Source organism: Streptomyces swartbergensis (genome assembly GCF_002148965.1).
GTDB lineage: Bacteria > Actinomycetota > Actinomycetes > Streptomycetales > Streptomycetaceae > Streptomyces > Streptomyces swartbergensis.
Genome location: NZ_NGFN01000037.1, coordinates 15,934 through 37,424, shown reverse-complemented (window position 1 = coordinate 37,424; position 21,491 = coordinate 15,934). Strand labels below are relative to the sequence as shown.

Below are 21,491 nucleotides of genomic sequence, written 5' to 3'. Positions count from 1 at the left end.
GAGAAGACCCCGGCGTCCCGCCAGACGCGAAAGCGCCCGTAGACGGTCGCCCACGGTCCGAACTCGGAGGGCATCTCGCGCCACTGGGCGCTGGACCGAAACCGCCAGATCACCCCCTCGAACTGCTCCCGCAGCCGCTCGGGGTACGGACCGTACTCGCCTATCGGCAGGTACGGCTCGATGAACTCCCACTGCTCGTCTGTGAGTTGCCTACGTGTCACACCCAGCGTCCTACCGCATCCCGCCCCCGCACGGGGCCAGAACCCGAGATTGATCACGACCTCACACACGCCCTAGGGGGCGTTCGGGGCCGGTCAAGGCGGCGGCTGCTAGCGTCCGGCCACGTGGATGACGGTGTGTACGTGGGCAACGCGGGCAAGGACGCGGCGCTGGACCGGGGGTGGCTCCTCGGGCACTTCAAGGACGTCGGCGATCCGCGCCACAGCGAGGCCGTCGAGGTCAAGTGGGGTGTCCACCCGGCCGGCGACGAACGGCCGCAGTGGGTGCGGGGTGAGGAGCGGACCGCGCTGCTGGTTCTCGTCAGCGGGCGCTTCCGGGTGGAACTCCCCGGTCGCAGTGTCCTGCTGGAGCGGCAGGGGGACTACGTCGTGTGGGGGCGCGGGGTCGATCACTCCTGGTTCGCCGAGGAGGAKTCGGTCGTGCTGACCGTCCGGTGGCCGTCCGTGCCCGGGTACGCGGTGGCCGGGGGCGGCTGACGCCTTTGCCGGGCCTGGGGATGATCGCGACCCGTTCATGGGCGGGGGCGGGTGCACACTGGCAGTGGGACGAGTGCCTGACTGCGGGGTGATGCAGATGCACAGCCGTTTCCGGAGTGACCGGCGGTTGACCACCCGTATGGGGATCACGCTGTTCCTGCTCGGGCTGGTGTACGTGGGGTTCGTCGCGGCACTGATCGTGCTGCTGAAGTCGTGGGTGCTGGTCGTGGTCGTCGCGGCGGCGGTGCTCGGCGCCCAGTACTGGTTCTCGGACCGGGTCGCGCTGTTCGCGATGCGCGGGCGGGTCGTGGAACGGGAGGAGTTTCCCGAGCTGCACGGGGTCGTGGACCGGCTGTGCGCCATCGCGGACATGCCCAAGCCGGTGGTGGCCGTGTCCGCTATGGACATGCCCAACGCGTTCGCGACGGGGCGGAACCCCGACCATGCCGTGGTCTGTGTGACGACCGGGCTGCTCAGGCGTCTGGACCCGGCCGAGCTGGAGGGCGTGCTCGCGCACGAGCTGTCGCATGTGGCGCACAAGGACGTCGCGGTGATCACGGTCGCCTCGTTCCTCGGTGTGCTCGCGGGGCTGATCGTGCGGTTCGCCTTCTACTCGCAGCTGTTCGGCGGGGGCCGCAGGGACCAGAACACGGCGGTGGTCTTCGCCGCGGTGATGGGCGTGTCGGCGGCCGTGTACGCGGTGAGCTTCCTGCTGATCCGGTCCCTGTCCCGGTACCGGGAGCTGGCCGCGGACCGCGCGGCCGCGCTGCTCACCGGCCGGCCCTCGGCGCTGGCCTCGGCCCTCACCAAGGTGTCGGGGGACATCGCCCGCATCCCGACGAAGGACCTGCGCACGGCCCAGGCCTTCAACGCCTTCTACTTCACTCCGGCGCTGGGCCGCGAGCCCGGTGTCGCGCGGCTCTTCTCGACACACCCGAGCCTGGAGCAGCGGCTCGACCAGCTGGGCCGGATCTCCGCCGAGCTGGGCGAGGCGGCGGCGCCCGGAGGGGTGTGAGCGGGGCATGGGGCTGCTGGACATTCTGCTCGGCCGGACCAAGCCGGTCGCGCCGGATCTCGACCGGCTCTTCGCGCTGCCGTCGGCAGCCGTGACGCTGGAGGCCGCGGCGGGCTTCACCCCGACCGGGCAGGGCGCGGTGTGCTTCGCCACGGTCGAGGGCGCGGCCTTCGAGCAGACCCACCGCGAGGTGCGGGCGCTGCTGGACGCGGACAGCGACCGCGACGGCCCGCCGGTGGAACTGCGGCAGGACGACTACGGCTACTCCTGGCTGGTCTCGCACCGCGCCCCCGACCAGCTGGCACCACTCGTGACGGACCTGCACGCCGTGAACAGCCAGATGGAGGTCAACGGGTTCGGCCCCCAACTGCTCTGCTCCCTGGCGGGGTTCCGGGACCGGTCCGGCCGGCGGCTCGCGCTGGTCTACCTCTACAAGCGCGGCACCTTCTACCCGTTCGCGCCCCTGCCGGGAGAACACCAGCGGCGTGACAACGCGCTGGAACTCCAGGTGCGGGCGGCACTCGCGGACGATCTGCCGATCGAGCAGGACCTGGGTCGCTGGTTCCCGGTGTGGGGAGCGCCGGGTCTGTGATCGCCCTGTGTGATGGCCCTGTGTGATCGCCCCTCACAGGGCCCGGCCGCGTGAATGAATGGCCGTATGAGTGAGCTGATCCCCTTCACACATGCCGTCGACGGTGAACGACTCAGCGGACTGTCCGGCGGCACCGGACCGGGTGAGCCGGCCAGGGCGACCGTCGTACTGCTGCACGGCGCGGGCAACGGCAGCAAGGAGCGGCTGCTGCCGTTGCTGTCGGAGTTCGCCGCGCACGGCTGCCACGCCCTCGCCTTCGACTTCTCCGGGCACGGGGAGAGCACCGGCCTGCTGCCCGAGCTGAGCCTGCGCCGCCGCTTCGAGCAGGCCGTGTCCGTCATCGACGCGCACGCGCGCGTGGACGGGCCGCTGGTCCTCGTCGGCTTCAGCATGAGCGGCCAGACGGTGGCCGATCTCGTCCGGCACTACGGGGACCGGGTGGCGGCGCTGGGGCTGTGCGCGCCGGCGGTGTACGCGGCGGCGGCGTGGGATGTGCCGTTCGGTGCGGGTGACGGGCGGTTCAGCGAGATCATCCGGCGGCCCGAAAGCTGGCGGGAGTCGCCCGCGCTCGACGTCCTGCGGGGGTACGCGGGGCGGGCGGTGCTGGCGGTGCCGGGCATGGACGAGGTCATCCCGCCCGCCGTGACGGAGGCCGTCTCGGAGGCGCTGGCCCGGCGCGCCCAGTTCACCCACTGGGAACTCCCCGAGGCGGAGCACCGGTTGGGGCTGTGGTTCCGCGACCACCCCGGCGACGTGCGGGAGTTCGTCACGGCTGTCCTGACCGGGCTGGGCGAGCAGGGCTGGACGGCCACGCGCGCGTGGGTGGCCAAGCAACTGCCGGAGGGCCGTACAGTCGACAAGTCGGCTTTCCTGAGCGGCGGTTGGAGCGCCCAGATGCGGCGGCTCACCCTCGACGACGGCACCGAGCTGGCGCTGCGGACCTTCGTGAAGCCCTTCTTCCGGCGGCACGCGCCCGGGCTGCTGGCCCGCGAGGCGGAGATTCTCACGCTCTTGGCGGAGCAGAAGGGCGTGCCGGCCGCCGAGCTGATCGGCGTGGACGCGACCGCCGAGCACTGCGACCACCCGTCCCTGCTGATGTCCGTGCTGCCGGGCCGGGTCCGGGTGGACCAGGAGGACGACCTGGACCTGCGGGTGGACCTGCTGGCGGCCCAGCTCGCCCGGATCCACCGGGTCGTTCCCGAGGAGCGTCCGCGGCTGTACCAGGCCTGGACGTCCCCTGAGCGGGTGCTCTCGCCCGAGGGTGAGATGTGGGAACGAGCGGTGGACGTGATCCGCCGCGACCCGCCGCCGTACGAGGGCTGCTTCCTGCACCGCGACTTCCACCCGGGGAACGTGCTGTTCACCGGCTCGGAGGCCGGCCTGCGGATCAGCGGTGTCGTCGACTGGGTGGAGACCTCCTGGGGTCCCGCCGACCTGGACGTCGCCCACTGCTCGACGGCCCTCGCGCTGCTGTACGGCCCGGAGTACGGCCTCGGTTTCCGGGAGCGCTACGAGGCCCGCGGCGGCCACCGGCTCGCCGACGGCCCGGACCATCTGTACTGGCGGCTGCTCGACGCCTTGGCGTACGCCCCCGACGCGGCGAAGCTGGCGGGCCCGTGGCGGGAGCTGGGCCGGACCGATCTGACGCCTCAGGCGCTGGCCGGGCGGCTGGAGGCGTATGTGGCCGGCCTGCTGGAGCGGTACGCCTGAGGGGCGGTGGCCGGTGCGGATGACGGCCGATTGTCAGTGGTGTTCGCGATGATGCGGTCGGATCGGAGCGATGTCCGGAGCGATGTGACGACTGGAGGCCGGTATGGGCGGTAGGGCGCAGCGGTACATCGGGGTGGCGGAGCGGCGGGCCCGGCTCGCGTTGCGGCAGCGGCTGGCCGGGCAGGCGCGGGCGGGAACCCCCGAGGAGGTCGCCGGTTCGCTCGTCGCCCTGCACGGCACGGACCCGGCGGCGGTGTACCTGGCCGTGGGCGCGCGGCTGGCGGACCCCGCGAAGACGGTGGCGGAGACCGGGCGCGCGCTGTACGACGACCGTTCCCTGGTGCGGATGCACGGCATGCGGCACACGGTGTTCGTGTTCCCCACGGCCCTGACCGCCGTCGTGAACGCCTCGACCGGTCTGGCGGTCGCCGCCCGGGAGCGGGCCGCGCTGCTCAGGGACATGGCGGCGGCCGGGGCGCCGGACGCGGCCTGGCTGAAGGAGGTCGAGGACTCGGCCCTGGCGGCACTCGCCCGGCGCGGGCAGGCCACGGCCGCCGAACTCGCCCAGGACGAGCCGCGGCTGCGGGAGCAGTTCGTGTACGCGGCCGGCAAGAGGTACGAGGGCCTGCACACGGTCTCCACCCGGCTGCTGAGGGTGCTGGGCGTCGAGGGGAAGGTCGTACGCGGCCGGCCGCTCGGCTCCTGGACGTCCAGCCAGTTCCGCTGGGCCGTGGCGCCCGAGCACCCCGAACTGGACCCGGAGCAGGCGCAGGCGGAGTTGCTGGGACTGTGGCTCGCCGCGTGCGGTCCGGCGACCGAGGCCGATCTGAAGTGGTGGACGGGATGGCGCGTGACGGAGGTCCGCCGGGCGCTGTCCGCGATCGCGGCGCAGCCGGTGTCGCTGGACGAGGGCACGGGATACGTGACCGACGGCGACGTCGACGAGGTAGCCGCGCCCGGCGAGCCCTGGGCCGCACTGCTGCCCGCCCTCGACCCGACGGCGATGGGGTGGCAGCAGCGCGACTGGTATCTCGCGCCGGAGCTGCGGCCCCGGCTGTTCGACCGCAGCGGGAACGTCGGGCCGACGGTGTGGTGGAACGGACGCGTGGTCGGCGGGTGGGCCCAGCGGCCCGACGGGGAGATCGTCTGGCGGATCCTCGCCGAGGAGGGCGTGGGCCGGGAGGCGCTCGCGGCGATCGAGAAGGAAGCGGAGCGGCTGAGCGGGTGGGTGGGGACGACCAGGATCACGCCACGCTTCCGGACGCCGCTGGAGAAGGAGCTGGCGGCGTAGCCAGGAGAGCGTCGGCGCGGGGTCAGGCCCGTACGTACGCCCCCGCCCGCGCCGCGGTCGCCGCCGCCTCCGCCGCCCGGTCGGCCATCGTCTCGTCGAGGCGGCCGCCGCTGATGAGCAGGTGGTAGTAGAGCGGGGCGGAAACGGCACGGATCACCTCGTGCGTGTCGGTGCCTTCGGGCACCTCGCCCCGGTCGACGGCCTGCCGGACGCAGGGAGCCCACTCCCTGACGCGGATGTCGTAAAAGCGATGCAGCGCCGCGGCCGTCTTCGGGTCGCCGGTGGCGGCGGCGATCAGCGCCTTGAACAGCGGCCCCTGCCGAGGGTCCGTCAAGGTCCGCTGGACGAGCCGGGCGTTGGCCATCAGGTCGCCGAGCAGTGAACCGGTCTCGGTGCGCGGGGCGGACTGCTCGGCCATGTCCGCCAGCAGGTCCGCCACGAGCCCGGTCACCGTCCCCCAGCGGCGGTAGACGGTCGTCTTGCCCACGCCGGCACGGCGAGCGACGTCGGCCAGGTCCAGGCCGGTGAACCCCTGCTCGGTCAGGGCGTCCTCGGCCGCTCGCAGCACCGCCTCCCGGATCCGCGCCGTGCGACCCCCGGGCCGCACGGTCCCCGGCTCGCCTCCATCAGACATAACCCCAGCCATAACGGCACTCCTGTTCCATTAAGCGATCCACCCTGCTACTTTATAGCTGTTAACGGAACCAGAGACCCGTTAGCACTCCCGGAAGGGGACTGATATGGAATACAGGCGACTGGGCACGTCCGGACTCATGGTTCCGGCGCTGAGCTTCGGAGCCGGAACCTTCGGCGGCCGGGGCCCGCTCTTCGGCGCGTGGGGCACCACCGACGCGCAGGAGGCGCGCCGCCTGGTGGACATCTGCCTGGACGCGGGGGTCACGATGTTCGACACCGCCGACGTCTACTCCGCCGGCGCGTCCGAGGAGGTGCTCGGGGAGGCGGTCAAGGGCCGCCGGGACCAAGTGATCCTCTCCACCAAGACGAGCCTGCCGACGGGCGACGGACCGGGTGACGCAGGCTCCTCCCGTTCCCGGCTGATCCGCGCCTGCGAGGACGCCCTGCGCAGGCTCGGCACGGATCACCTCGACCTCTTCCAGCTCCACGCCTTCGACGCCGGGACACCGGTGGAGGAGGTACTGGAGACGCTCGACTCGCTGGTGCGGGCGGGCAAGGTGCGTTACACCGGCGTCTCCAACTTCTCCGGCTGGCAGGTGATGAAGTCCCTCGCGGCAGCGGAGCGGCACGGGCATCCGCGTTATGTGGCCCATCAGGTGTACTACTCCCTCATCGGCCGCGACTACGAGTGGGAGCTGATGCCACTCGCCCTCGACCAGGGCCTCGGCGCCATCGTCTGGAGCCCGCTCGGCTGGGGCCGCCTCACCGGCAGGATCCGCCGCGGCGCACCGCTTCCGCCCGGCAGCCGGCTGCACCGCACCGCCGACTACGGCCCGCCCGTCGCCGATGAGCACCTCTACGGCGTGATCGACGCGCTGGACGAGATCGCGGAGGAGACGGGCAAGGCGGTRCCGCAGATCGCCCTCAACTGGCTGCTGCAGCGGCCGACGGTGTCCTCCGTCCTCATCGGTGCCCGCGACGAGGAGCAGCTGCGCCAGAACCTCGGCGCCATCGGCTGGAGCCTCACCCCCGAGCAGGTGGCGAAGCTCGACGCGGCGAGCCACCGCCCGGCGCCGTACCCCTACTTCCCCTACGAGCGGCAGGAGGGCTTCGCCCGCCTGAACCCGCCGGTGTTCGCGGCACCGGGCCGGGCGGCATGACAGCGCCGGGCACCCCGCGGAACAGGGCACCCGGCGCTCGGGATCGGATCAGATCGGATCGGATCAGATCGGGTCGGGTCGGGTCGGGTCGGGTCAGCGCGAGTAGCGCATGAGCGCCCTCACCATGTGGCACGTGGTGTCCGACGGCGGGTGGACGCCGATCAGTTCCGCCGCGTCGCGGATCGTCTCGTTGCGGGCCTGGTTCGGCATGTAGACGCCGGAGTCGAGCAGGGCGATGGCGAGGCGCATCGCCTTGAGGCGACGGTTGTGCGAGACGTACCACTCGCGCGGCCGGCCCGGGGGCAGCGGCCGCTTCTCCACGGGCACGTACGGCAGGTCGAGCAGGACGGGGCGCTTCGCGGTGGACTGGGTGGGCAGCGGCTTCGGCTTCAGTGCGGCAGCGGGCACAGGCATCCTCCTGTCGCGGTGAGGGCGGCTCACCGGGGTCCTCGGCGATCCCGGCGCCACCCTCGAACACTGCTTCTATTCTACTGCCCACCACTGACAAAAGGCCCTGGCCACAAGGGCTTTCGGGGGTGCGGTGACACAAGTGGAGAACGGGTTTTCGGCGCACGCTTCCCGGGGTTACGGGGGCGTACCGTGGGGCCATGGAGATCTGGATCAACCCGGCCTGTTCGAAGTGCCGCAGCGCCGTGAAGCTGCTCGACGCCGAGGGTGCCGACTACACCGTCCGCCGCTACCTGGAGGACGTGCCGAGCGAGGACGAGATCCGGGGCGTGCTGGACCGGCTCGGACTGGAACCCTGGGACATCACCCGCACCCAGGAGCCCGCCGCCAAGGAACTCGGCGTCAAGGAGTGGCCCCGCGACGCGAGTTCGCGGGAGCGGTGGATCAAGGCCCTCGCCGAGCATCCCAAGCTGATCCAGCGGCCGATCATCACGGCGGACGACGGCACGGCGGTGGTCGCGCGCACCGACGAGGCCGTACGGGACGCCCTCTCCCGCTAGAGATCCCGTGGAAGTCTCCTATGTGTGACGCAGGTTACTTGGGTGACTCCTGTAACCACTGAGTAACCTCGTTCGGTATCTCGTACATAGCGGCGTACGCTCCCCTACCTCTCTTCAGGAGGCGCGCATGTCGCGTAGGAGAACTCTCGGCACGAAGAAGAAGATCGCGCTGCTGGTGAGCGCGGCGACCGTGGCGGGAGGCGGGGCCTTCGTCATGGCGAGCACGTCGAACGCCGCGCAGACGCCCAAGTCGGCGGCGGAGTCGACGGTCTGCCAGGGCCTCGCCACCGCCCTCGGCAACAACCAGAAGTTCATCGCGGACCAGCGGGCCAACCCCGACGCGCAGTCCGAGGCGCGGATCGCCAACCGCGAGGCGGTCGTCGCGGAGATCCAGCGGAAGCAGGAGGCGTCGGGGTGCGTGGTGGGGGAGTCGGCTCAGGACTCCCAGGCCGCGCAGCCGTCGCAGCCCGCGCAGGGCGGTCAGCAGGCCGGAGGCGCCCAGCCCTCACAGCCCGCGCAGTCCGCCCCCGCGGAGAACCCCGGTGGTGGAGCCGCGGCCTCCGGACAGCAGGTGTGCAACGGCTCCACCGTCACGCTCTCCGGCGAGGACGGTGCGCCTGCCGCGTCCAGCAACCAGTTCCCGGCCGGCACGAAGCTGAAGGTCACCAACCTGGACAACGACAAGTCCACGACGGTGGAGGTCACTTCGGTCTCCGGCAGCTGTGTGCTGCTCAACAACGCGGCGTTCGAACAGGTCCGTGAGCCCGGCAAGTTCCTGATCCGCCGGGCCGTGATCGAGAAGGTGGGGTGACGCCGGACGGACGAGGACGAGTGAGTCACTGAGGCGGCGGCCACCCCCTCGGCCGCCTCCTCGTACGTGTCAACGGTCCTGCCGCTCCCGGCCAGGAGCGGCAGGACCGGCGCGCCGTGCGGCACGCGGCGCCGGTCACCGGCTTGACGGAGGGAAGCCGGTGACCAGCTCCTCCCTCGGGTCCAAACGCCCTCACGCCGTGAGGTACGGCACAGCGACACCAGGTAACACGGGGTTCACATTCGAGCAATGGCCGGGAAATCGCCTGTTGACAGGCTGCCGGGCATTGACGCGGCGCCCCAGTGCCGCAGCGCCGCAAGCACCCGCGATACGCGCCCAGACACACCCCCGAAGGATGTGGCCCGTGACCTTCAAGGCTGAGTACATCTGGATCGACGGCACCGAGCCGACGGCCAAGCTGCGTTCCAAGACCAAGATCATCGCGGGCTCCCCCGCCGGTCTCGACGCGCTGCCGATCTGGGGCTTCGACGGGTCCTCCACCAACCAGGCCGAGGGCCACGCCTCGGACTGCGTCCTCAAGCCGGTCTTCACCTGCCCGGACCCCATCCGCGGCGGCGACGACGTACTGGTCCTGTGCGAGGTCCTGAACATCGACCTCACCCCGCACGCCACCAACACCCGCGCCGCGCTGGCCGAGGTCGAGGAGAAGTTCGCCGCCCAGGAGCCGATCTTCGGCATCGAGCAGGAGTACACGTTCTTCAAGGACGGCTACCCGCTCGGCTTCCCCAAGGGCGGCTTCCCGGCCCCGCAGGGCGGCTACTACTGCGGTGTCGGCGCCGACGAGATCTTCGGCCGTGACGTCGTCGAGGCACACCTGGACAACTGCCTGAAGGCGGGCCTGGGCATCTCCGGCATCAACGCCGAGGTCATGCCCGGCCAGTGGGAGTTCCAGGTCGGCCCGCTCGCCCCGCTGGAGGTCTCCGACCAGCTGTGGGTGGCCCGCTGGCTGCTCTACCGCACCGCCGAGGACTTCGACATCGCCGCCACGCTCGACCCGAAGCCGGTCAAGGGCGACTGGAACGGCGCCGGTGCGCACACCAACTTCTCCACCAAGGCGATGCGCGAGAGCTACGACGCGATCATCACCGCGGCCGAGTCGCTGGGCGAGGGCTCCAAGCCGCTCGACCACGTCAAGAACTACGGCGCCGGCATCGACGACCGCCTGACCGGTCTGCACGAGACCGCCCCGTGGAACGAGTACTCCTACGGCGTCTCCAACCGCGGTGCCTCGGTGCGTATCCCGTGGCAGGTCGAGAAGGACGGCAAGGGCTACATCGAGGACCGCCGTCCGAACGCCAACGTCGACCCGTACGTGGTGACCCGCCTGCTCGTCGACACCTGCTGCTCGGCGCTGGAGAAGGCCGGCCAGGTCTGACCTACGCCATAAGGCTCCGGGTCGCCATAAGGCTCCGGGTCGCCAAAGGGCTCCGGAGGGGGCGCTCACCGTTCGCGGTGGGCGCCCCCTCGCGTTGTCAGTGGGCCATGTCATCGTGGGGGCATGAAGATCGACGGGGGCCTTGCCATCAGGGTGAAGACGGAGAGCGGGCAGACGTACGCGCGGATCCCGGCGCGGCTGCTGCGCGAGCTGGTGGAGCGGATCGGCGGGGACGACGACCACTTCCTCGTGGTGCAGCGGATACCGGACCGGCCGCTGGTCTTCATCCAGACGGCACGCGACGCGGACGGTGCGTACGACCTTCAGCACCGCACGGGCCGCGTCCCTCACATGTGGGTGGCCCGGGTGACCGATCCGGGCCTCGTCGCCGAGGTGATGGTGCGCTGGGCTCGGCAGGAGGACGGCTGGGACACCGGGGTCGCCTGGGAGCGCGAGGAGTTCGGGCTGCCCGAGGAGGCCCCTGACCTCGCGGCCGAGGTCGCCGCGCGGGCCGAGGCGTACGTGCGCGACATGCTCCAGGACGGCTGTCTGGGTATCGAGGCGATGATCCGCGAGACGGTGTACCTGATGGAGGACGGCGAGGGCGCCTCCCCCGTCTCCCAGGCGCAGGCCCGTGAGATCGTCGAGCGGCTGTGGCTGGACCGGCTCGACGAGCAGGAGACGTGGGCGGGGCCGACCGATCCGGACCGGCTGGCGCAGGCCTTCGCGGCCCTGGAGGACGACGGCATCGTCGCCCGGGAGGACTTCACCTGCTGCCGCGGCTGCGGCATGACGGAGATCGGCGCGGAGACGGACGGCAAGCCGGGGGTGCGCGGGTTCGTCTTCTTCCACCACCAGGACACGCGCGGCGCGGCGCAGGGGCACGGCCTGTCGCTCCACTACGGCGGGTTCGACGGCTCCGAGGAGACCACGAAGGCCGTCGGACACGAGGTGGTGGCGGCGCTGGCAGCGGCCGGGCTGTCCGCGGAGTGGGACGGCGACCCGGGCAAGTCGATCGACGTCGCGCCCTTGGAGTGGCGCAAGCGCCTGGTGGGATGAGGTGCCGGGCGGGCCGTCCGCCCGCGCGGCGGGTGTCCAAGCTGTGAGAGGAGGGTCCCGGCACCTGGCCTCCGTCTGCTTCAATGGCCCCATGGCCGGCTACCAGAAGCACACCGCGACGGGGCGCCATGACCTCGAGCCCTTCTGGCCGTCCCGTCAGGACCACGACTTCGACCGGGTGTGTTGCCGCGCGACGAACGCGCCGGCCCTCTAAAGCCGTACACCCCCCGGCCTTCGGCCAGCGCGAACCGCGTACGTCCCTCGGCGAGCCCGACCACGAATCGCGGCCGTCGACCTCTCCGACGAACTCCTCGCGCGAAAGAGCTGACCTCTCATGGCGACCACTCGTTCCCTGTCTCCCGCCGCCCCCTTCAACGCCCCGTCGGCCACCGGGCCCCGGCACCGGCTGCGTGCCGTCGACCGGGATGAGGTGGTGACCGTCGCGGACCTGCTGCCGCCCGGTGCCACCTGGCTCCCGGCCCCGCAGCACACCCTGCCCACGCTGCCGGGGCAGCCGCCGATGATCGGCTATCTGGTGCTCGTACCGGCCGACCAGCAGCCGCCGTTCCCGGCAGCGGTGCCGGACCGGTCGGAGGCCACCCGCGTCGAAAGCCCCGCAGGCCCCGCAGGCCCCGCAGGCCCCGCAGGCCCCGAGCCGGGCGGTGAGCCGCTGATCCGGGTCGACACCGTGCAGCGCACAGCGGAAGTGGCCGGGCGTCAACTCGACCTCACCTACCTGGAGTTCGAGCTGCTGGCCCACCTCGTGGCGCACCCGGGCCGGGTCCACACCCGCGACCAGCTGGTCGGCACGGTGTGGGGCTACGGGCACGTGGGCGACGGCCGTACGGTCGACGTCCACATCGCCCGCCTGCGCCGCAAGCTGGGTGCCGAGCACCGCGACACGATCCGCACGGTGCGCCGGGTCGGCTACAAGTACGTGCCCCCGGTACCCCCAGTGCCCCCCGTGGGTCACTGAGCCGTCCGCGCCCGCCCTTCTGCTGACGGCAGATCCCGTTCCGTCCCGCCGGCCCGGCGGGCAGAGTCAGCGGCATGAGACTTCTGATGCTGGGTGGTACGGAGTTCGCGGGCCGGGCCGTCGTCGAGGCGGCCCTGGGGCGGGGCTGGGAGGTGACCGTCTTCCACCGGGGGCGGCACGAGGTGCCGCCGGGCGTGCGGTCACTGCTCGGCGACCGCACCGCGTCCGGCGGTCTGGCCGCCCTCGCCGAGGAGCCGGGCGAGTGGGACGTCGTCGTCGACACCTGGTCGGCGGCGCCCCGCGCGGTGCGGGACGCGGCGCGGCTGCTGCGGGGCCGCGCCCGCCGGTACGTGTACGTGTCGAGCTGCTCGGTGTACGCGTGGGCCCCGCCCGCCGGGTACGGCGAGGACGCGCCCCTGGTGGAGGGCGCCTCGGCCGACGCGGACGAGACCGACTACCCGCGGGACAAGCGCGGCGGCGAGCTGGCCGTCCTGGACGCCTTCGGCGAGGACCGGTCGGTGCTCGTACGGGCCGGGCTGCTCCTCGGCCCGTACGAGAACATCGGCCGGCTGCCCTGGTGGCTGGGCCGGACGGCGCGCGGCGGACCGGTGCTGGCCCCGGGCCCGCGCGAACTGCCCCTCCAGTACGTGGACGTCCGTGACCTCGCCGAGTGGATCCTGCACGCGGCCGAGCGGGAGCTGAGCGGGCCGTACAACCTGATCAGCCCTCAGGGGCACACCACGATGGGCGAGTTGCTGGACACGTGTGTCCGGGTCACCGGCGGCGGTGCCGAACTGCGGTGGACCGAGCCCGAGGTGATCCTGGAGGCCGGCATCGCGCCATGGACCGAGCTGCCGGTGTGGGTGCCCCCGGGCAGCGACCTGCACGACGCCCTGCACGGCGCGGACGTCTCCCGGGCGGTCGGGGCGGGGCTGAACTGCCGGCCCGTCGAGGAGACCGTGGCCGACACCTGGCGGTGGCTCCAGGACGTCGGCGGGGTGGCGCCCCAGCGCCCGGACCGGCCGCGCCCGGGCCTCGACCCGGAGGTGGAGGCGAAGGTGCTCGGGACGCGCTGAGGCGTGAGAGGCGTGGGGGAGGCGGCGTGGGATACCTGCTGAAGGACCGGGTGTTCGACGCCGAGCAGTTCGTGGACGCGGTACGGCGGGTCGCCGCCGGTGGTACGGCGATGGATCCGCAGGTCATCCAGCAGCTGCTGGCGCGGCAGGCGGGCGACGGCAGGCCGCCGGCCCGGCTGACGCCCCGGGAGCGGGAGGTGCTGGAGCTGATGGCGCAGGGCCGGTCCAACGCGGCGATCGCCGCGAAACTCGTCGTGACGGAACGGGCGATCGCCAAGCACACCGCGAACATCTTCGCCAAACTGGGACTGGAGGTCTCGGACGACGACAACCGGCGCGTGCTGGCGGTTCTCGCGTATCTCGACCACGGCCGGTGAAACCGGACCTGCTTATTCACCCGCTGTCGAGGATCAACAACTCCTGGTGCGGAAGAGCGTGTTGAGAACACAGCTCCCTCACGAATCTCGCATCAATTTCCGAGACATCTGAACACCCCTGGGACGGCCTCCGTATGGAAGGGCGCCGCTTCACTCCTGTCGGGCGCCTCGATGCCCCCGAAAAAGGAAGTCAGAGGAGTTCCATGGGACGCAACACAAGAAAACGCCGGACGCCGATGGCCACCAAGGCCATAGCCGCATCGGCGGCCCTAGCGCTCGGTGGGGGCGGGCTGATCTGGGCAAACTTCTATGCCTCGGCGCACGAGGAGAACTCGGCGAACCAGACGAAGGCCGCGGGCGCACAGATCGCCACGATCCAGTGCCCGGACGTAGGACAGAAGCTCACCGACGTGCCGGAGGGTGCGCGCCAGGGGGTGGACAAGGAGCTGGCGAACCTCGACAAGCAGATCAGCGAGGCCTACACCCGGCTCGCCTCCACGCGTCAGGCCCAGGCCGGTGACTCGGGCTTCGTCAACAACGCCATCCTCGGCCCGCTGAAGGCGAAGCGGACCGCTGTCATCGACCGGATCGGCATCAACATCCGGCGAGTGGGCGGCCAGGCCCCGGACAACCTCGCCCAGCTGGCCGAGTGCAAGGGCATGGCCGCCGACGCGAACACCAACGACGGCAACGCCGGGGGCGGTCAGAACAACGACGGCCAGAACAACGACGGTCAGGACCAGGGCCAGGACAACGGCGGTCAGGACCAGGGCGGCGACAACGGCCAGGACCAGGGCCAGGGCGGCAACGGCGGGCAGGCCGGAAACGGCCCGGTGGCCGACGACTTCATCAACATCGAGGACGTCCAGCCCAACTCCCGCAACCTGCCGAACGGTCTCGCCGCGAACGGCGACGGCGGTTCCACGGGCTCGTTCACCACGAACTGCGGTACCAACGAGAACGAGAACCGCAACTCGGACAACGTGATCGTGGCGCCCGGCGTCTCCAACGGCGCGCAGCACCAGCACGACTACGTCGGCAACCAGAGCAACAACGCCTTCGCGAGCGACGAGGACCTGGCGAACGCCGAGACGACCTGCCAGAACCAGGGCGACAAGTCGTCGTACTTCTGGCCGGTCATCCGGGTCCAGGACGGTACGCAGGACATCGACCAGGGCCAGCCGGGTGGCGGTCAGGACGGCAACGTCGGCAAGATCGTCGAGCCCGCCGAGGCGCAGCTGAAGTTCGTCGGCAACCGGACGAGCGACGTGGTCGCGATGCCGAAGGCCCTGCGCATCATCACGGGTGACGCCAAGTCCCTCACCAACGGCCTGAACAACGCCAACACCTCGTGGAGCTGCACCGGCTTCGAGGACCGGCAGGTGACGGACAAGTACCCGATCTGCCCCGAGGGCAGCTCCGTGGTGCGGACGTCCAACTTCCAGAGCTGCTGGGACGGCCAGAACATCGACAGCGCCAACCACCGCACCCACGTGGACTTCGTGGAGGCGGACGGCAGCTGCTCGAACGGCTTCCAGGCCATCCCCCAGCTCCAGGTCCGTCTGGTCTACGACGTCCCGGCGCCGCAGATCGAGAACGGGCAGGTCGTGAACCCGTTCGCGATCGACTCCTTCCCGGAGCAGCTGCACAAGCCGATCACCGACCACAACGACTTCATCAACTTCTTCGACGAGAACGTGATGAACGAGATGGTCCAGTGCATCAACAACGGCGAGGACTGCCAGTAGTCCGCACGTAAGTGAAAGCCGGCGGTGGGTTTTCCCACCGCCGGCTTTCGCTCTGCCCGGCTCGCGCGATCAGCCGTGGTGGCTGCCGCTCTTGTGATCGCCGCTGTTGTGACTGCCACCGGGGTTCATGTGCTCGGAGCCTTCCTCCATGGTCCCGCCGAGGGTGCCCTGGAGCGCCATGACCGTCTTCTCCTCGCCGACGGCGACCCACTTGCGGCCGACGAGGTAGTAACCGCCGTAGTCCTTGGCCCCGTTCAGCCACTCGCGCTGCCCGCGGTCGGTGGCGAAGGTCGCGAGGACGTATTTCTCCTTGCCCTTCTTGCACAGGGCCTGGCGGATGGTGTCGGCGTCGGTCTGCATGTTCGGCTTGCACTTGGCCTCGGCGGCGATGTGCTCCAGGCTGCCGGTCACCGTCTCCGGCACGGCCGCCTCGCCCTTGCCGCCGGATCCGCAGCCGGTCAGCGCCAGTATCGCCACCGCGCCGCTCAGCGCGAGCATCGGTCGGGTCACCCTCATCTGTTCCTCCGGTCCTTGTCACGGCACGGTCCGGACGCATGCCGCACGGAGCCCTGGCAAGAGGCTCTCCGCCTTCGATACGGCTGTGGCGGGCGCAGCGCTCAAATTCGGGTGTCACCACAGGCACGTCCGTGCGAGTGTGTCCCGGTGAACCAGGACTGGGAAGATCGCGTGGCCGCCCTGTGGGACCGGTTCGACGACTACGCCGAAACGGAAGAGGACGAGGCCCGCTTCCGCGCCGACGTCGACGCTCTCGTCGCCGAGCTGCCGGAGGGAAGCCCGCTCGGGCCGTTCGAGCGTGCCTGCGCCTGGGACTCCACGGGTCGCTCGGACAAGGCGGTCCCGCTCTACCAGGAGGCACTTGGGCTCGGCCTCGCCGACGTCAGCCCCTACAAGGCCCGCCGGACGAAGATCCAGCTGGCCAGCTCGCTGCGGAACACCGGCCGGGCCGAGGAGGGTGTCGCGCTGCTGACGCCCGAGCTGGAGGCTCCGTCCGACGAGCTGAACGACGCGGTGCGCGCGACGCTCGCGCTGTGCCTGTCCAGCCTGGGCCGCGATCGCGAGGCGTTGTCCCTGGCCCTCGGCGCCCTGGCCCCGCACCTGCCGCGCTACCAGCGGTCGATGGCGAACTACGCCCGGCTGCTCGTGGAGCCCGGGGAGCAGCCGGGGGCGTGACGCCCCGTGGTCAGGTGACCATCCCCCGATTCGCTCGTTCTGCTGAACGTGCAGTCACAGGATGTCGCCCAGCGCCCCGCGCCCCCTTCCCCCGCCGGCCCGGTCGTCGATGTCGAGCAGGCCGAGGCCGCGCTCGTCGAGCACTATCCGCGGCTCGTGCGGCTCGCCTATCTGGTGCTGCCGCCGGGCCTGGGCCGCAGCAGGCGCGTCCTCACCGCACACGCCCTCACCCAGCGCGCACTCCCCCGCAACCGCACACCGGCGCCGGTGATCCCGGCCCAGTCGACCGGCCGTGACGGCGACCCGGGCTACGCCCTGGTCCGTCTCCAGGTGCTGCGTACGGCGCTGGAGGCGGGGCTGCCGCTGAAGCGCAAGGCCTGGCCGAAGCGGTCCCAGCTGCCGCCGGTGCTGCCGCAGGTGTGGGGGCTGAAGCTGTTCCCGCGGTCCGGCGGCGCCGACGAACTCGCCCTGGACCAGCGGCTGTCCACCCTGTCGGGCCCGGCCCGGGCCGCGTACGCGCTGCGCGGCCTGGAGCGGCTGACGGACGACGGCGTACGCAAGGTGCTCACGGCCGCGGGGGTCGCCGACGCGGACGGTGCGCTGCTGGAGGCCGACGGGATCCCCGCGCAGTACGGACTGCTCGACTCCCCCGAGTTCGACCCCTGCTCGCTCCAGGCCCGCCCCACCGACCTGATGCGGCGCCGCCAGCACCTGAAGGCCGCGCTGGCCGCCGGGGCGGCCCTGCTGGTGTGCGGGGCGCTGCTGGGGCTGCCCGGCGAGGGCTGGGGCCCCGACGGCGCCGCCGCGCCGCCGTACGCGCGGAACCCGGCCGCCCAGGCCGCCCTGGACCCGGCGAAGCTGACCAGGGTCTCCCCCACCGCGTGGCGGGGCTCGGCGCGCACCGACTTCTCGGTGTGGCCGGCCCGCGGCGACCTCACCGGCGACTCGGCCCTGCTGCGCCGCGCCCTGGCCGTCTGGGCCCGCCCGGGCGAGACGGTGCGGGTGTCCGCAACGCCGGGCACCCCGTCCGGCGGCCCGGCCGGACCGCCCCAGCTGCTGTACGCGGGGACGGTCGACGCGGCGCGCGTGGTGATCCTCTACGACGGTCTGCGCATCACCCGGTACGCCGAGCCGAAGGAGGGCACACAGGGCGCCGCCCTCGACTTCGCCCGGGTCGACGGCGCGGGCCGGGCCGAGGCGGGCGCGGTGGTCCTGGGCCGGGCCGACGGCAACGTCCGTTATCTGACCGCCCCTTGGGTGAAGAAGGCGGGCGAGCGGGACCTGATGAAGCCGGGCTCCGGCGCGATGGACCTGGCCCTCACCGGCGGTGTGACCGCGCCGCTGGCCAGCCCGGTTCTGCGGTCCGGCGCGTGCACGTCGTGGAACGTGCTGCAACTGACCGACGGCACGAAGACCCGGCTGCTGACCGACCTCGGCGAACTGGTCCCGGCCCGGCTCACCGCCGGACGGCCCGGCTCCCCGGGCGAGGCGTCCGGCGCCGRGGCGCTGCGCACCTGGTCTCCGTTCGCCTGCTCGCTGGGCTCGGTGCGCTCCGCGGGCGTGCGGAACGTCAACGCCTGGGCGTTCAACGAGCAGCCGCTGCCGGACGCGAGCGGTTCGGCCGCGTGGGTGTGCACCCGGGCCGAGACCTGGCGGGGCGGCGGCGTGCGGGTGCTGGCCCAGTTCCACACGCCGGGCGGGACGTACGGGGCGGTGGCGGCGAAGGCCGAGAACGTCCCCGCGTGCGGGGCGCGCGAGCCGCACGTGCTGGCCGGAGTGCTGTGGAAGTCGAAGGCGGGCGACTGGTACCTGCTGGCGGCCGGCAGCCGGGAGACGGCGTCGATCCGGGCTAAGGGCGGGGTCGGCGGGTCGTCGCAGACCAGTTTGCTGACCGTGCCGGCCGAGCAGGGGGCGCGGGCCGAACTGAAGGGGACGCTGCGGGACGGGCGTTCGATCGGCGGGCTGCGCTGAGCGGCGGCTGAGGCGTCCGCCCGGCGCACCCGGTGACCATCCCCGACCGATCCGATCCGTTCGAGGCCGGAATCGATCGGTAAGGTGTTCGCATGACTACCGGGGTTCGCCGCAGATTGGGAGTCGAGGAGCGGCGGCAGCAGTTGATCGGCGTCGCCCTCGAACTGTTCAGCCGCCGCTCGCCCGACGAGGTCTCCATCGACGAGATAGCGTCGGCCGCGGGCATTTCACGCCCTTTGGTCTACCACTACTTCCCCGGCAAACTCAGCCTGTACGAGGCCGCGTTGAAGCGGGCCTCGGACGACCTCGCGGCCCGGTTCGTGGAGCCGCACGAGGGGCCGCTGGGGGCGCGGCTGCTGCGTGTGATGCGCCGCTTCTTCGACTTCGTGGACGAGCACGGCCCCGGTTTCTCCGCCCTGATGCGCGGCGGTCCGGCGGTCGGCTCCTCGACGACCAACGCGCTCATCGACTCCGTACGGCAGGCCGCGTATGTCCAGATCCTTTCGCACCTGGGCGTGACCGATCCGCCCGCGCGGCTGGAACTGGTCGTGCGTTCCTGGATCTCGCTCGCCGAGTCGACGGCGCTGATCTGGCTGGACGGCCGGCGCATCCCGCGGGCCGAGCTGGAGGTCCAGCTCGTCCACGACTTCGCCGCGCTCACCGCCGTCAGCGCCGCCCAGGACGCGGAGATGGCCGCCCTGCTGCGCCGTATCGCCGGGGAGGAGCCGGCCGACGGTCCGTTCGCCAGCCTGGCCGGCCGCCTGCTGGCGCTGGCGACCTGAGACGGCTCAGCTCTCGAACTTCCGGTAGGACGCGTCCAGTTCACGCACCTCCGCGGAGGCGTGCAGTACGCGCCCCTCGGCGTCCTTCAGGTGGGTGCGCAGCAACTCCAGGGTGGCCTCGGTGAGCCGGGCCCTGGTCTCCTCGGTGCGGCCGGCGAGCAGCGCGATGTGGACGTGGACATGCGCGTGCCCCTCGGTCTCGGGGCCGACCACGACGTCTTCGGTCCGGCGGAACCGGGTCTTGCACGCCGCCGGCTTGGCGGCCGCGATCTCGACCGTCGCCTCGTGCAGCGCCTTCGCGAACCCGGGCCGGTCGAAGTCGTCCGCGAGGTCGGCGGAATAGTCGACGGTGATCTGCGGCATGAGTACTCCTGTTCTAGGCGGCCATCGGGCTCACCCTAACCGCAGCGCCAGCATCGCGATGTCGTCCTCCCGGTCCCGGCCGAAACAGCCGAGCAGCACGTCGCAGAGGGGGTCGAGGCCGGCCGGGGCGTCGGCGGCGGCCGTGCGGAGCTGTTCCAGGGAGGTGTCGAGGGGAGTGCCGCGGGTCTCGATGAGGCCGTCGGTGACCATGAGGAGGCGGTCGGTGGGGGCCAGGTGACGCTCGGTCGGCTCGGGCCGGTCCAGGCCCAGCCCGAGCAGCGGTCCGCACGCGTCGACGTAGTCGGCACCGCCCCCGTCGCGCAGGATCAGCGGCGGGATGTGACCGGCGTTGGCGATCCGCACCCGCCCGCTGCCGGGATCGACCAGGGCCAGGCAGACGGTGGCCGTGACGTCGGGGTGGTACAGCTGGAGCATCCGGTCGAGCCGCCCGGCCAGCACCAGCGGGTCGCTCTCGGTCACGCAGTAGGCGCGCAGCGCGTGCCGGATCTCGACCATGACGGTGGCCGCGCCCAGCGAGTGCCCGACGACGTCCCCGACGGCGGTGAGCACGCCCTCGTCGGTGCCCAGGGCGGCGTAGAAGTCGCCGCCGATCTCGGTCTGCCGGGAGGCGGGCACATAGCGGACGACGATGTCGACGCCGGGCAGATGCGGCAGCCTGTGCGGCTGGGGCAGGAAGCTGTGCTGGAGGGTGAGGGCGACATGCCGCTCCACCCGGTACAGCAGCAGCGGCTCGGCGGCGAGCGCGCACGCCTGGGCGAGGCGGGCGAGCAGCCCGTCGGCCGCGGGGTCGGTGATCGCGGCGCGCCGTACGGGCGTGGCGAGGCAGACCACCGTCCGGCCGTCCTGGGCGGTCGCCACGGTCAGCCGGGCGTCCTCCTCGACGCCCGGCCGGAACATCCCGGCCGGCCACAGCGGCGCGGGGACGACGGCGCTGGTGACGCCCGTACGGCCCTCCGCGAACCGGGTGACCAGCCGTGCCGCCGCCTGGTGCGCGCCGCTGTCCGCCGGCGCGGGGCGGCACCGGGCCGTGCCCCGGTACGGCTCGCCGTCCGGGCCGATCACGAACACCACTGAGGGCGAGTCGGTGAGGTGTGCGGCGCCTTCGGCGGCCGCGGCGGCGAGTTCCCGCGGGCAGCGGGCGGCCTGCACGGTGACGATGGCCTCGGACAGCAGCGTCAGACGGTGGACGGCGGTCTCCGCGCCCGTGCTGCGGCGGGCCCCGCGCACGGCGGCCCGTACGACGGCCTGGATCTCCTGCGGCTCGGCGGGCACGGTCAGATAGGCGTCGCCGCCCGCGTCCAGTCCCCGGCACCGGTCGCCCGGCGCGGTCGCGGCGGCGGAGAAGTGCACGACGGGCAGTGCGGCCATGGGCGGCCGGGCCCGGAGCCGGCGGCACAGTTCGAAGCCGCTCATGTCCGGCAGGCCCACGTCGACGAGGGCCACGTCGGGCAGGGTGCCGTCCCGCAGCCGGACGTCGAGCTCGACGAGCGCCTCGCCGCCGCTGGCGACCGGCACGACTTGGTGACCGGCCCGGCTCAGCACCGCGCCCATGGCGTACCGGCTGGCCGCGACGTCGTCCACGACCAGCACGGTGGTGCCTGGGTTCCGCTGCGTGCCGTTGCCGTACATCTC

General features: G+C 72.1%; 22 protein-coding genes and 1 pseudogene. 17 read left to right on the top strand and 6 right to left on the bottom strand.

Annotated elements, in window-relative coordinates; translation table 11 throughout:
- The coding region (locus tag CA983_RS09035) for a transposase (RefSeq protein ID WP_143645467.1) at positions 1-221 on the bottom strand (221 nt) is incomplete at its 3' end.
- Between the two features lie 123 nt (positions 222-344).
- Between CA983_RS09035 and CA983_RS09030 the strand changes: the two genes are divergently transcribed.
- From CA983_RS09030 to CA983_RS09010, 5 genes are all read left to right on the top strand, one after another.
- Positions 345-716 (top strand): cupin domain-containing protein, encoded by a 372-nt coding sequence (locus CA983_RS09030; protein ID WP_086600353.1) that lies wholly within the window; start codon positions 345-347, stop codon positions 714-716.
- Between the two features lie 97 nt (positions 717-813).
- Positions 814-1,731, top strand: a complete 918-nt coding sequence (htpX, locus tag CA983_RS09025) for a zinc metalloprotease HtpX (RefSeq protein WP_086600355.1) — start codon at positions 814-816, stop codon at positions 1,729-1,731.
- A 7-nt stretch (positions 1,732-1,738) separates the two neighbouring features.
- The gene (pspAB, locus tag CA983_RS09020) at positions 1,739-2,323 is read left to right on the top strand and encodes a PspA-associated protein PspAB (protein ID WP_086600352.1); all 585 of its coding nucleotides are present in this window, start codon (positions 1,739-1,741) and stop codon (positions 2,321-2,323) included.
- Positions 2,324-2,389: 66 nt separating this feature from the next.
- Complete coding sequence (locus CA983_RS09015; RefSeq protein WP_244206762.1) at positions 2,390-4,033, top strand: alpha/beta fold hydrolase; 1,644 nt, start codon at positions 2,390-2,392, stop codon at positions 4,031-4,033.
- A 103-nt stretch (positions 4,034-4,136) separates the two neighbouring features.
- On the top strand, positions 4,137-5,324 hold the full coding sequence (locus tag CA983_RS09010; RefSeq protein ID WP_086600350.1) for a winged helix DNA-binding domain-containing protein: 1,188 nt from the start codon (positions 4,137-4,139) through the stop codon (positions 5,322-5,324).
- Between the two features lie 22 nt (positions 5,325-5,346).
- Here the strand turns inward: CA983_RS09010 and CA983_RS09005 are convergent, their stop codons facing one another.
- Positions 5,347-5,958: a TetR/AcrR family transcriptional regulator gene (locus CA983_RS09005; protein ID WP_086600349.1), complete on the bottom strand. Its 612-nt coding sequence runs from the start codon at positions 5,956-5,958 to the stop codon at positions 5,347-5,349.
- Between the two features lie 106 nt (positions 5,959-6,064).
- Here CA983_RS09005 and CA983_RS09000 point away from each other — a divergent pair, with 106 nt between their 5' ends.
- Positions 6,065-7,120, top strand: a complete 1,056-nt coding sequence (locus tag CA983_RS09000; protein ID WP_086600348.1) for an aldo/keto reductase — start codon at positions 6,065-6,067, stop codon at positions 7,118-7,120.
- A 93-nt stretch (positions 7,121-7,213) separates the two neighbouring features.
- Here CA983_RS09000 and CA983_RS08995 read toward each other — a convergent pair whose 3' ends face one another.
- A complete protein-coding gene (locus CA983_RS08995; RefSeq protein ID WP_086600347.1) occupies positions 7,214-7,528 on the bottom strand; it encodes a hypothetical protein in 315 nt (104 codons plus the stop codon).
- A gap of 200 nt (positions 7,529-7,728) precedes the next feature.
- Between CA983_RS08995 and CA983_RS08990 the strand changes: the two genes are divergently transcribed.
- The 8 genes and pseudogenes from CA983_RS08990 (at position 7,729) to CA983_RS08950 (ending at position 15,531) form a co-directional block, all read left to right on the top strand.
- Positions 7,729-8,088, top strand: coding sequence for an arsenate reductase family protein (locus CA983_RS08990; RefSeq protein ID WP_086600346.1), 360 nt, complete (start codon positions 7,729-7,731; stop codon positions 8,086-8,088).
- Between the two features lie 127 nt (positions 8,089-8,215).
- Positions 8,216-8,899 carry an RlpA-like double-psi beta-barrel domain-containing protein gene (locus CA983_RS08985; protein WP_086600345.1) on the top strand — a complete coding sequence of 228 codons (684 nt, stop codon included), beginning with the start codon at positions 8,216-8,218 and terminating at the stop codon, positions 8,897-8,899.
- A 364-nt stretch (positions 8,900-9,263) separates the two neighbouring features.
- Positions 9,264-10,295, top strand: coding sequence for a glutamine synthetase (gene glnII, locus CA983_RS08980; RefSeq protein WP_086600344.1), 1,032 nt, complete (start codon positions 9,264-9,266; stop codon positions 10,293-10,295).
- 123 nt (positions 10,296-10,418) lie between these two features.
- Entirely contained in the window at positions 10,419-11,354 is a 936-nt protein-coding gene (locus CA983_RS08975; protein ID WP_086600343.1) for a DUF6891 domain-containing protein, read from the top strand.
- A 334-nt stretch (positions 11,355-11,688) separates the two neighbouring features.
- Complete coding sequence (locus CA983_RS08965; protein ID WP_086600341.1) at positions 11,689-12,330, top strand: winged helix-turn-helix domain-containing protein; 642 nt, start codon at positions 11,689-11,691, stop codon at positions 12,328-12,330.
- A gap of 74 nt (positions 12,331-12,404) precedes the next feature.
- Positions 12,405-13,406 carry an NAD-dependent epimerase/dehydratase family protein gene (locus CA983_RS08960; RefSeq protein WP_107500210.1) on the top strand — a complete coding sequence of 334 codons (1,002 nt, stop codon included), beginning with the start codon at positions 12,405-12,407 and terminating at the stop codon, positions 13,404-13,406.
- A gap of 14 nt (positions 13,407-13,420) precedes the next feature.
- Positions 13,421-13,783, top strand: a pseudogene (locus tag CA983_RS08955) (LuxR C-terminal-related transcriptional regulator); the annotation flags it as partial.
- Between the two features lie 203 nt (positions 13,784-13,986).
- Positions 13,987-15,531: a DUF1996 domain-containing protein gene (locus CA983_RS08950; protein WP_086600339.1), complete on the top strand. Its 1,545-nt coding sequence runs from the start codon at positions 13,987-13,989 to the stop codon at positions 15,529-15,531.
- Between the two features lie 69 nt (positions 15,532-15,600).
- Here the strand turns inward: CA983_RS08950 and CA983_RS08945 are convergent, their stop codons facing one another.
- Positions 15,601-16,047, bottom strand: a complete 447-nt coding sequence (locus tag CA983_RS08945) for a hypothetical protein (RefSeq protein WP_086600338.1) — start codon at positions 16,045-16,047, stop codon at positions 15,601-15,603.
- Between the two features lie 147 nt (positions 16,048-16,194).
- On the opposite strand from CA983_RS08945, the gene CA983_RS08940 reads away from it, so the two are divergent.
- The 3 genes from CA983_RS08940 (at position 16,195) to CA983_RS08930 (ending at position 19,475) form a co-directional block, all read left to right on the top strand.
- Entirely contained in the window at positions 16,195-16,722 is a 528-nt protein-coding gene (locus CA983_RS08940) for a tetratricopeptide repeat protein (protein WP_086600337.1), read from the top strand.
- 48 nt (positions 16,723-16,770) lie between these two features.
- On the top strand, positions 16,771-18,693 hold the full coding sequence (locus CA983_RS08935; RefSeq protein ID WP_086600336.1) for a hypothetical protein: 1,923 nt from the start codon (positions 16,771-16,773) through the stop codon (positions 18,691-18,693).
- Between the two features lie 92 nt (positions 18,694-18,785).
- Positions 18,786-19,475: a TetR/AcrR family transcriptional regulator gene (locus tag CA983_RS08930; RefSeq protein ID WP_086600335.1), complete on the top strand. Its 690-nt coding sequence runs from the start codon at positions 18,786-18,788 to the stop codon at positions 19,473-19,475.
- Positions 19,476-19,481: 6 nt separating this feature from the next.
- On the opposite strand, the gene CA983_RS08925 is transcribed toward CA983_RS08930, so the two are convergent.
- Together CA983_RS08925 and CA983_RS08920 are read right to left on the bottom strand one after the other, a co-directional pair.
- Positions 19,482-19,838 (bottom strand): 5-carboxymethyl-2-hydroxymuconate Delta-isomerase, encoded by a 357-nt coding sequence (locus CA983_RS08925; RefSeq protein ID WP_086600334.1) that lies wholly within the window; start codon positions 19,836-19,838, stop codon positions 19,482-19,484.
- A 30-nt stretch (positions 19,839-19,868) separates the two neighbouring features.
- Complete coding sequence (locus CA983_RS08920) at positions 19,869-21,488, bottom strand: fused response regulator/phosphatase (protein WP_086600333.1); 1,620 nt, start codon at positions 21,486-21,488, stop codon at positions 19,869-19,871.
- Positions 21,489-21,491: the final 3 nt, after the last annotated feature.